The organism is Niastella populi (genome assembly GCF_002078015.1).
In the GTDB taxonomy this organism is placed as follows: domain Bacteria; phylum Bacteroidota; class Bacteroidia; order Chitinophagales; family Chitinophagaceae; genus Niastella; species Niastella populi.
Map to the genome: position 1 here is coordinate 1 of NZ_LWBP01000009.1, position 11,589 is coordinate 11,589.

8 protein-coding genes are annotated in these 11,589 nt (G+C 44.5%); 6 read left to right on the plus strand and 2 right to left on the minus strand.

The genetic code is table 11. From position 1 onward, the window contains the following. Positions 1–50 precede the first annotated feature (50 nt). On the plus strand, positions 51–521 hold the full coding sequence (locus A4R26_RS03895) for a hypothetical protein (protein ID WP_242674813.1): 471 nt from the start codon (positions 51–53) through the stop codon (positions 519–521). A gap of 171 nt (positions 522–692) precedes the next feature. Here A4R26_RS03895 and A4R26_RS03900 read toward each other — a convergent pair whose 3' ends face one another. Continuing rightward, complete coding sequence (locus tag A4R26_RS03900) at positions 693–2,072, minus strand: thioredoxin family protein (RefSeq protein ID WP_081160747.1); 1,380 nt, start codon at positions 2,070–2,072, stop codon at positions 693–695. A 422-nt stretch (positions 2,073–2,494) separates the two neighbouring features. On the opposite strand from A4R26_RS03900, the gene A4R26_RS03910 reads away from it, so the two are divergent. The 5 genes from A4R26_RS03910 (at position 2,495) to A4R26_RS03930 (ending at position 10,609) form a co-directional block, all read left to right on the plus strand. Then, positions 2,495–3,094, plus strand: a complete 600-nt coding sequence (locus A4R26_RS03910; RefSeq protein ID WP_081160756.1) for an RNA polymerase sigma factor — start codon at positions 2,495–2,497, stop codon at positions 3,092–3,094. A 128-nt stretch (positions 3,095–3,222) separates the two neighbouring features. Continuing rightward, the gene (locus tag A4R26_RS03915) at positions 3,223–4,443 is read left to right on the plus strand and encodes a FecR family protein (protein WP_081160760.1); all 1,221 of its coding nucleotides are present in this window, start codon (positions 3,223–3,225) and stop codon (positions 4,441–4,443) included. Positions 4,444–4,702: 259 nt separating this feature from the next. Continuing rightward, a complete protein-coding gene (locus A4R26_RS03920; protein WP_165760137.1) occupies positions 4,703–8,002 on the plus strand; it encodes a SusC/RagA family TonB-linked outer membrane protein in 3,300 nt (1,099 codons plus the stop codon). Positions 8,003–8,061: 59 nt separating this feature from the next. Next, positions 8,062–9,486, plus strand: coding sequence for a RagB/SusD family nutrient uptake outer membrane protein (locus A4R26_RS03925; protein ID WP_165760138.1), 1,425 nt, complete (start codon positions 8,062–8,064; stop codon positions 9,484–9,486). Between the two features lie 31 nt (positions 9,487–9,517). Then, positions 9,518–10,609 carry a fibrobacter succinogenes major paralogous domain-containing protein gene (locus A4R26_RS03930; protein ID WP_081160770.1) on the plus strand — a complete coding sequence of 364 codons (1,092 nt, stop codon included), beginning with the start codon at positions 9,518–9,520 and terminating at the stop codon, positions 10,607–10,609. Between the two features lie 188 nt (positions 10,610–10,797). Here the strand turns inward: A4R26_RS03930 and A4R26_RS03935 are convergent, their stop codons facing one another. Continuing rightward, entirely contained in the window at positions 10,798–11,070 is a 273-nt protein-coding gene (locus A4R26_RS03935) for a hypothetical protein (RefSeq protein WP_081160773.1), read from the minus strand. Positions 11,071–11,589: the final 519 nt, after the last annotated feature.

Genomic DNA, 11,589 nt, shown 5'->3' on the forward strand with positions numbered 1-11,589 from the left:
TTCCATCGCAGCTGGTAGAGAAGACCGCATCGAAATGATTTACGTCAGGTATGGCCGTAGCCTTCCAACTCGAAAATAAATTGGATAGCGCCCGGTTGTATGTAGATCGATCTTTACAACTGGCCATTGAGAAAGATACAACCGAAAGGCAAATACTGGCGGGTAAAATCCAAACGGCTGCCATACTGAGTGATAGCAAATCGCTCGACAGCGCCCTTGGTTATGCCCGGGAAGCGTATTTTTTAGCTAAAAGGATCGATACGCCAGGCATCCCGTTCATTTGCCTGAAGCTGTATGATATTTATGAAAAGATCGGTGATCTGGCGATGCAAAAGAAATATTTGTTCGAGGGCTTCCACCGCAGCACCAGTCCCAAACATAAAACTGTTTTTGCCACGAATCCTTATTATGACGCAGTGCGGTATGAAAACCTGGGCGCGCTTCTTTCAAAAAAAGGTTCTTTCAAAGAGGGGCTTCAGTACCAGTTGAAGGGCATGCACATCAATAAAGCCAACATATAAGATCTGAGCGCAATTCCTACAATGTATTTACTGGACAAGGACAGGAAAGTATTATTGAAGGATTATTTCACCAGCCAATCGATAGAGGAATTGGTGAAATAAAATTGGTAAATACAAAGCCCATTTTCCTGCCAAAGGAAAATGGGCTTTGCTATAATGAACCTGTGAAAATTATTTCGCCTCGGTTGGCCAGGTAGGCTCGCCTTTCTTCATCAATTCCAAATTTTCTTCAATGGTTTTAAGGGTGCCGTTATCTATACCACGTTCTTTGCCTTTAGCTACTGCCAGTTCCTGCCATTTAAGGGCTTCTGCCGTTTCCCCAACTTTGTATAACAGGTTGGCATAGGTATCCATATAATAAGGCCAGTATTCAGTATAAAAACCGGTAGCATTTTCACCCCTTCTTACTATGCCGGTCATCCAGCCTATGATCCTTTTTAATTCTGCAATATCCTTTACCTGTTGCCATATTAAAAAGGCCTGGTTATTCAATTTAAAATCTTCGCCGCTACTGGTCGTGTCTGAACCATACTTTTCCATTTTATCATTCAGCGCAATAGCGTATTTTAGCATATCTCCATAAAAATAATACCACCTCATTTTGGCGTCCAGTACAGTTCTGTCTGCATAATCGGCTTTATAATCCTTAGCTGTGTTATTGTATAAAATATTCCAGTCCGGTTCTGCTTTTCCTTCGGCGGCGCTCAAAAAGGGGTTGGCTTTTTCTTTAAAAATAACGCGGTCGGCAACCTTTTGTGCATAGCCTTCTTTTCCCATCACCTTGTCCACGGCACTGCCATCGGGGTAAAATAGGGAGAAAGGCGTTTGATCCGGTTTGTCGAGGGTGGATGCAATAAACTCCATGTTTTCCTTTGTATACAGTTTGTCTTTATCCAGCGAATGTAAATAGGAATAGTAGTCGGTCAAAAGCGGAAGGTAATTGGTGGAGTCGCCCAGTTGTTTCGACATCCTGATAAGCTCAGGCATATGCGCAAAATCTTTTTTCCCTTTTTTATACGCTTTTAAAAGTACATAATATTGCTTTGATGGATTGAGTGCATCCCGGGCCACCAGTATAAACTGATCGGGCGCTTTGTAGCCAGATTCCTTATACACCAGCTCTCCATCGGGCGAGAAAAAAAGATAGGTGGGGTAAGCCGCTACCCGGTAGGTGGCGCCTATTTCCCGGGCTGTTTTGTACCAGCTTTTTGTAAATGCATTATCGGCTTTGGCAGAGTCCATCTGCACCTTAACTGAAATGAAATTAGCATTTAACAAATCGCCTACCGAATCATTGGCATACACCTCCTTATCCATTTGTTTACAGGGCTTGCACCAGGTAGCATGACAATCTACAAAAATGTACTTATTTTCTTTTTTGGCTTTTTTCTTCACCTGCTGCCAGTTTAGATTGTCAACCCATACAATGCCCGGTTCTACATTTTTTATAGTGCTGTTTATCGGGTTATCTATAGGCTGCGCATGTAGTTTGGCTACCTGTGCCTGAAGAAATAAAGGCACACTTAACGACATTACCAGTAAGGATTTCATATAACGTATAAATATTTTTATCAAAACGATTGTGGGCAAATTGAAGGGAAGAAAACGGGGCAATTGTTTGCGGGAGTGGGTGACTTATTTTACTACACCGTTTTTGCTTATTTGGGTACAGCAGCCTTGCTTCAATTTCCTGATCTTAATCATTTTTATTGCCGGTGCGGGCATAATTGTTAAATTTTCTAAATGTATTCAATTGCAGTTATCGTACTTTGTGGTTAACTTTAATAAAACGATTTAAAAACTTTATCTGCTTCCTTCTCCTACGCCTGCTTCACAAATGTCAATACCTTAATACTCATTAATCCTTCATTCCTTATCGCCTGATAAGCGTCTATTGATCAATACCTGTCTTATTTATTTGTACTGAAATACAATTTTCAGCCTGTTTTGGTCGTGCACAACATTTACCAGGAATGAAAGAACAAACAGATAAAGAAATATTAGCTGCATTTGCCCGGGGCAGCGCTTCAGCGTTTCAGCATATTTATCACCGGTTCCATACCAATATATTTATAGTGGCGCACCGTTATATCCGGTCGGAAGAAGATGCCAAAGACATTCGCTCAAAATGTTTTATCAGGTTGTGGGAGCAGCGCGATAAGCTGAACTTCGATACAATGGGCGCCCTGTTCGGCTGGCTGCGCGCTACTATTACCAATAGTTGTATCGATTATTTAAGAAGTATTTCCATCAGGGAATCGAAGCGGCCGGAAATTATAAAACGTTACCTACAGGATAATGAGATTGAAATATTCGAGGCCGATGATAAAGAAGCTATTGTTCTCGAAAGGTTACGAAAGGAAATTGACCGGTTGCCGCCAAAGTGTAAAGAAGTGTTTAAAATGCGCTGGTTGCGCGATCTGAAGTTCAGGGAAATTGCCGAGGAACTGGATACTGATGTCAGTACCATTAAAAAACGCTATGCGCGGGCCGTTGTATTGCTGAAAAAAAATCTTCCCGACTCCGAGCTCGTCGTACTTTTTATCTTTTTATTCCGCGATTACTATAATTAACCCAATAGCTGCTGTTTTACTTTTTTGTTAAAATTTGTTCCCTTTTTTATTCCCCGGTACGTTTGATGGTAACAAGGCAATTGAATTGTACAACCCTTGTCCTATAGGGCAACTTAATACTTTCCATTATGACAAATGAACGATTCGTTGAGCTTTTTGATAAAAGCCGTTCAGGCATTTTATCAGAATCTGAAGCCATAGAGTGGAATGAGTGGATGGCACTGTCTGCTCATAACCGCGAAGTGGTTGAACGAATGCATGACGAAGCATACCTAAATACAACCGTTAGCTTATTAACGAAAGCGAGGCAGGAGGACTGGCAGTTTATTTTGGAAAAGCACCCGGAGTTAAAGCCTGAAGCAGCAGTGGTAAAACGCATGAACAAGGTAAGGCTTATGGGTGTATGGATCGCCGCGGCGGTAGCTGTTTTGTTGATCGTACTTATTACCTACCCGATCCTCCATAAAGAACTAACTGACAGGCCGCTGGCAACTACGGAAAAAAAACAGGTGCGGGATGTGGGGCCGCCAGACATGACAAAAGCCACCATTACGCTGGCGAATGGGCAGGTGGTAGCATTGGACACCATTGCAAATGGCGTGCTTGCCATGGAGGGTAAAGTAAACGTGGTAAAAACAACCGGTGAACAAATTACTTATAAAAAGGCTGCAGGAAGTAATGGGTCAGGGGAAATAGCTTATAACGTGCTTAGGAACCCACGCGGCAGTAAAATAGTGAATATCAGCCTGAGCGACGGTACAACCATCTGGCTGAATAGTGAAAGCACCTTGCGATACCCTATAATGTTCAATGGCAACGAGCGTAGGGTAGAGTTAACAGGGGAGGCCTATTTTGAAGTAGCCCCTTCCCTGAAAAAGCCCTTCTTTGTTACTGCTAATGATGTTACCGTTGAAGTATTGGGTACACATTTCAATGTAAATAACTATACAGATGAAAACGCCATAAAAGTGACCCTATTGGAAGGAAGGGTAAAAATCGGCAATCGGCAATCGGCAATCGGCAATAATACAAATACAGTGATATTAAAACCTGGTCAACAAGCTGTTGCAACAGTGAGCCAACTCACAATAGACAATTCACCTAACCTGGATCAAATAATGTCCTGGAAAAATAACACCTTCTATTTCGATGGAGAGAACCTGCAGGCTATAATGAAACAACTGGCCCGTTTTTATAACGTTGAAGTGGAATACGAAGGAAAAGCGCCTGACAAAAAATTTGGCGGTATGATCAGCCGCAATAAAAACCTGGGTGAAGTTTTAAATGTCCTTGAACTGAGCGGGGTGCATTTCAGGATGGAAGGAAAAAAGATCATTGTTTTAAAATAAGGGTATAGCCATAAAACACCCAATAACAAACCCTCTTAAACATGCATCCGTTGAAAAGAGGCGAGGCTGCACGCATTCAACTCCATTGCCATTAAACTAAATAAAAAACCGGCGGTGCTAACGACACAGCCGGTGAAGCGAGGTTAACGATAATTATTCTGTTCTTCTTACGCATTAACCTAACAATTGCAAAGATATGATTTATTGCACTGGTGGTAAAAAGCATTGCCTGTTTTTACCGCGCCAAACCTTGCTGGCAATGAAATTAACTGTCATGCTAATGCTGGTTGCCTTTCACGTAAGTGCAGGCGGTTACACCCAGGTGGTAACCCTGCATAAAAAAAATGCCCCACTTACTGAGATCTTTAAAGAAATAAGGCAGCAAACCGGTTATGATTTTTTTTACGAGCTCACCTGGCTCGAAAAGGCAAAACCGGTGAATATAAACGTAAGCAACATCCCCCTCACGGATGCATTGAACCTGTGTTTTAAAGACCAGCCATTAACGTATAGTATCACGGGTACTACAATAGTACTAAAGTTAAAGCCTGCGCCTGCACAGTTGGCAATGTATACGGCGCAAAACGGTTTCGATGTGCGCGGCGTAGTGTTCGATGACAACAGCGCCCCGCTGCCCGGCGTAAATGTAATGGTAAAAGGCACCGATAAAATTACCAGCACCAATAACCGCGGCGAATTCCAGCTAAAGAATATTCAGGCAAATGCCGTTCTGGTTGTTTCTTCGGTAGGTTATAGTAAACAGGAAATTGCTGTTAACAATAAAACCGACGTGCGTATTCAGTTAAAGGTAGCCATTGGCACGTTAGATGAAGTGCAGTTTGTAGCCTATGGCACCACCAGTAAACGGTTAAGTACGGGCAATGTGGCCTCGGTAAAAGCAGGCGATATTGAGAAACAACCGGTGCAAAATCCCCTGCTGGCTTTGCAGGGCAGGGTAGCAGGTTTGTCTGTTACGCAAACATCGGGGCTGGCCGGCACCAACCTCAGAATTAATATCCAGGGCCCCAATAGCCTTAGAAGTGGTTCTAACCCCCTGTATGTTATTGACGGCGTGCCTATAGATGCCCAATTGCCCAGTACCGGGTTAGACCATGTGCTTTCTTCATCCGGGGCCAATTTCAATGGCTGGGGCAACCCCCTGAATTATCTCAATCCTGCCGATATTGAAAGTATGGATGTTTTAAAGGATGCGGATGCCACGGCCATCTACGGCTCCCGCGCTGCCAATGGCGCCATCCTTATCACTACCAAAAAAGGCAAGGCCGGTGTAATGAAATTCGATCTGAATATGCAGGCGGGGTTTGGCAAAATGACCCGCCGCCTCAAAATGCTCAATACCCGGCAGTACCTCGATATGCGGTATGAGGCTTTTGCCAACGATGGCATCGACTGGACCCGCCCTTCTGTTTCAGCAATCGATCTCAAAGTGTGGGATACCACGCGTTATACCAACTGGCAGGATGAGCTCCTCGGTGGTACCGCAAAGTATACCAACCTCAGCGCCTCCGTTTCCGGCGGCTCCAATACCAGCCGGTATTTGATCAGCGGCACCTATCATAAAGAAACAACCGTTTTTCCATTCCCCGATGATTTTGCCGATAAAAAAGGGGCGCTGCATTTTAACCTTGATGCTAATTCAGCCAACAATAATTTCAAGCTGCAGTTTTCAGGCAATTTTATGGCCGATAACAATCAACTGCCGCAAACCGATCTTACCCAGACCGGTTTGTTGATGGAGCCCCATGCGCCTTCATTATTGAACGAAGATGGCAGTATCAACTGGGCGCCCGATGCTAACGGTAATACCACCTTAAGTGATGCCAATGTGATGATCCAGCGATATAACAGGTATGTTAACAAAACCTATAACCTGGTGAGCAGTCTCACTATGGGGTATACCGTTTTACCCGGCCTGGATGTGAAAAGCAGTTTTGGTTTTAATTACATGCAGACAAATGATTTTTCGCCGGCTCCGCATATTGCCGTGGCGCCCGAATTAAGGGCCACCACCGAAAGGGGGGCGGGCATGGGCGACAGGAATATAAAAAGCTGGATCATCGAGCCCCAAGTCACCTATTCAACCGCCATCAGCAAAGGAAAGCTGGAACTGCTGCTGGGCAGTACGTTCCAGGATAAAAAAGCCAGATCGGGTTATGTGTATGGCTCGGGCTATGCAACTGATGAATTGCTGGAAGACCTGCATGCCGCTGCCGATGTAACCGCCTCTATCTTTACTATTTCAAGATACAAATACAATGCTTTTTTTGGCCGGGTGAATTATAACTGGCGCGATAAATATATCGTTAATGTAAATGCCCGCCGCGATGGCAGTACCCGGTTTGGCGCCCGTAACCGGTTCCATAATTTCGGGTCAATAGGCGGCGCCTGGATCTTCAGTAACGAAAACCTGGTGAAAGATAAGGCCCGTTTTATCAGTTTTGGCAAAGTAAGGGGCAGTTATGGCACCACCGGTAACGATCAGATCGGCGATTACCAGTTCTTAAGTTTATACAACCTCGTCAACACCCCTGTTCCTTACCAGCGGATCACCGGGTTGGTGCCTGCCGGTTTGCCCAACCCCGACCTGCAGTGGGAAGAGACCCGCAAACTGCAGTTGGGGCTGGACCTTGGGTTTTGGCAGGACAGGCTGGTGATAAACGCAACGTGGGTACGTAATCGTTCATCGAATCAACTACTGCAATACAGCCTGCCCTATGTAGCAGGTTTTACCGGTTATACGGTGAATTTTCCCGCTACCATTCAAAACAGGAACTGGGAGTTTACCGTAACGGGAAGAATAATACAAAAGCGGAATTTTAGCTGGACAAGCAACGCTAACCTGACCATCCCCCGGAATAAATTGTTGCGTTTTCCCGGTCTGGCTGCTTCCACCTATGCCGCCTTCCTGGTTATTGGCGAACCTATTGATATAACCAGGTATTACCGGTATATAGGCGTTGCGCCCGGTTCGGGTGATTATCTATTTGCCGATAAAAACGGTCATCCAACGGTGGCGCCTGACCCGGCTACCGACAGGACCGTGATACTATCCAGGTTGCAGCAATTGTATGGCGGGTTGCAGAATAACCTTACTTACAAAGGAATTCAATTAGATGTACTGTTTCAGTTTGTAAAACAGCCCGGTTACAATGATGTGGCATTTTGGAATGGCAACCGCTACCCGGGTATGTTCATTCGTGGCAACAGCAATCAACCCGTTACGGTGTTAGACCGCTGGCGAAAAGCGGGCGATAATGCATCCGTTGCCCGGTTTCGTACAGGTGAAGTGCCTAATATCATTAGCAGCGATCACCGTTTCCTGGATGTGTCGTATATAAGATTGAAGAATGTGGCGCTCTCGTGGGGGCTGCCGCAACAATGGATCAATAAAGCGCGGTTCAGGAGTGTTCGAATATATGTGCATGGGCAGAATTTGCTCACGATCACCCGGTTTAAAGGGTTAGATCCCGAGGCGCAAAGTATTTCTTCGCTGCCACCGCTACGGGTGTTGACGTTTGGCCTGCAGGCCGGTTTTTAAATAGATAAAACTTATCTGCTATGCTTTCCGTATTTACATGGAGGTTTTTAAAGCCCGGGATGTTATTTGTTTTTTTCGCTGCTGCGGGCTGTGAAAAATTTGTAGAGCCCGATGCCCCGGCAACAAGCGTCAATGAAGAAAATGTTTATAAATCAGACGCTACTGCCATCGCTGTGCTAACCGGCATCTATGCCCGCATGGCAACCAATGGGCTTTTTACCGGCAGTGGGGGTATCTCCTTTTTATCGGGATTGTCGGCCGACGAATTGACCCTTGCCGGTGTGGTAACCGAGAACAGGTTGATTGCTTATTACAGGAACGAATTGCGCACCACCCCCAACGAAAATTATGGCATCGATGTATGGCGCGATATCTTTTATTATATCTTTCAGAGTAATGCGGCCATTGAACGGGTTGGTAATGCTACTACACTAAGCGCTTCCGTAAAACAACAGTTACTGGGCGAAGCCCGGTTTATGCGCGCATTTTTTTATTTCTACCTGGTGAATCTCGTCGGTGAAGCACCACTGGTACTAACAACGGAAGCTGCAATTAATGCGGTGTTGCCGCGCTCGCCGGTGCCGGTTGTTTACCAGCAAATAGTGGCTGACCTGAAAGAAGCCCAACAACTGTTGAGTGAAAATTACCTGAACAAAGACCTGCAAATTTATGCCGGCACGCCGGAGCGGGTACGCCCCACCAAATGGGCGGCTACCGCCTTATTGGCCAGGACCTATTTGTACCTGGCAGACTATGCCAATGCAGAAACAGAGGCGAGTAAGATCATTGATAATAACCCCCGTTTCTCTTTACCTGCTTTAAACAATGTATTTCTAAAGAACAGTGACGAGGCCATTTGGCAATTGCAGCCTGTGCAGGCCGCCCGTAATACAGAAGATGCGTTTACATTCACGCTGCCAGTTACCGGCCCCAATGCTACTGCCAATCCTGTTTATTTAAGCCCGCAAACACTACATGCATTTGAACCCGGCGATGGGCGAAGAAAAGGCGGGAACTGGATAGATAGTGTGATCGTTTCCGGTACTAACTATTTCTACCCTGCTAAATACAAAGCCACCACCGCCTCCGGAGCGGCCAGTGAATACCTGATGGTATTTCGCCTCGCCGAGTTATACCTGGTAAGAGCCGAAGCAAGGGCGCAGCAAAATAATATTGGCGATGCCCGGGATGATCTGAATACCATCCGCACAAGGGCCGGGTTGCCGGGTACAAAAGCAAACGATAAAGCCTCTTTAGTAACTGCTGTATTGAACGAACGACAGGTGGAGTTTTTTACCGAGTGGGGGCATCGCTGGTTAGATCTAAAACGAACCGGGAATGTGGGCGCCATAATGAGTGTAGTAACTCCCTTAAAAGCAAATGGCCGTGCCTGGCAATCGTATCAACAGTGGTATCCTGTTTTATACAACGATATCCTGCTGAACCCCCGTTTAAGCCAAAACAGCGGCTACCAGACACCGTAAATAATGTAACATTCATACAAAACCAACAATTATGAAGCTGCTCTTTTCACCCCTCTTTATGAGGTTTGCCTTTATTGGCCTGCCACTACTGGTCGTTGTAAGCTGTAAAAAAGATGATCCTGCACCGCCGACCGCACCCGCAGTAACCACCGCGCCCCTGACAAATGTTACCAGCAGCAGTGCTACTACCGGCGGCACCATTTTGACCAATGGCAATGCGGCCATTACCCAGAATGGTATTGTGTTAAGCCAAACCAATGCTACGCCTACACTTACAGATAGTGTAATTGCCGGCACAACAGCCAGTGGCAGTTTTACCATCAATCTTACCGGTCTTGATTTTAACAGAACGTATTACATCAGGGCTTTTGCCACCAATAGTGTGGGTACAGGTTATGGCGATGTGGTTACACTAAACACTGCTAACGACACCACAAAAGTGCGTTTTATGTATAATGGAAAGGAAGTGGTGTATGGCATTATTATAAGCCCTGTAACTGGTAAAAAGTGGCTTGACCGGAATTTGGGCGCCGAACAGGTAGCCACGTCTTATGATGATTATAAGGCGTATGGCGATCTTTTCCAGTGGGGGCGCCCGGCCGATGGTCATCAGTTGATTAATTGGACTGCTTCAGACGCTGGCACTGCTGTTAATGGAACAACTGAGGCGGTTGCGAATTCAGATATTCCCGGACATAGCAATTTTATAATTCCTCCTTATGTTTCTCCCTGGGTTCTCGATTGGCGAAGCGATAACAACAGGAATCGATGGGCTACTATTCCCCAAGGACCATGCCCTGCAGGATGGCATGTGCCTACAAGGGATGAATGGCTTGCTGAAGTAGCTACAACAATGGGTGGTACTGCTACCTCAGGTGGAATGACGGATCGTAATACAGCTTATAGTCAATTAAAGCTTACTATAGCAGGAAAGCGCGGGGTTGATGGCCCTGGTTCCGTGAATTTTGGCCAGGTAGGTACCTATGGGCATTATTGGAGTAGCACAGATCGTCTTGCTTCTGGTTATACTAGTGCAAGAGATTTTGAAGTTGGGATAGATGGAGTTCAACAATTTATCGATGTTAAGGCTTCAGCGAAGTGTGTGCGCTGTTTAGTGAATTAGTTTTACTTTGTTATTATTTTATTGGAAATCCAAGTAAAGACAGACAGGAACATGAGCAAGTAGTATATGTAAACTAATCTAATAGGAGGTACTTGTGTAGTACACATAACGACTTTCTATAATTCTAAAGAAACCACAACCACTATTTGCATGCGAAATAGTGGTTGTGGTTTTAATGCTGAGATTCCTTAATCTGTGGTTAGTTTAAATGTAGCTGTACAAAGCCCATTGTTAGCAGCAGTACATGTTGTTGGGTTACCGTCAAAAGTTGGATAATACTTCCATTCTAAGCCTGCACCTGTTGTTATCTTCTGATTTGCTAATGTATAAGTTGTACAATTAGTACCACTAGCTTCAATATCTAATATACAAAAACGGCCAACTTTTGCTTTAAATGCAAATGCACTGCCAACAATTGCTAATACAGCTACTGAAGCTACAATCATTTTTAACTTTTTCATACTAATTTTTTTTACTTTTTAAATGCCTACTTATGTGTCAACTCAACCAAGGTAAGTAGGTTTAAACGCTTTGGTGAGTTTTGTCATGACAATATCTTTGAACCTGTTGAGTTTTGATAATTTCTAAATGAGAGTTTGTATATTTTGATTTGCTTCTTTGCTCTTATCTAAGTGCAATGTAGTTTGACGCTAAATAAAATTATGTCGCATTTCTGGAGTTTTAAAATCAGTAACCTCTCAATGTGTTTAGTTAGAATGGAATTACAGATATGGCAATTCGCAATTGATATCTAATTCATTCCATCGGATATAGGAGAGGGTTTTCCATTATGGAAATGCATGTATGAAATAGTAGTGGTGATTTTTAATGTAGCAATCGCTTAATCGGTGGTTAATTTAACTGTAGCCGTACAAAGATGATTGTTAGCAGCGGTGCATTGTGAAAAATCACCGTCACAATTTGGGTAATACTTCCATTCTATACCTGTACCTGTTGTTATCTTCTGATTTGCTAATGTA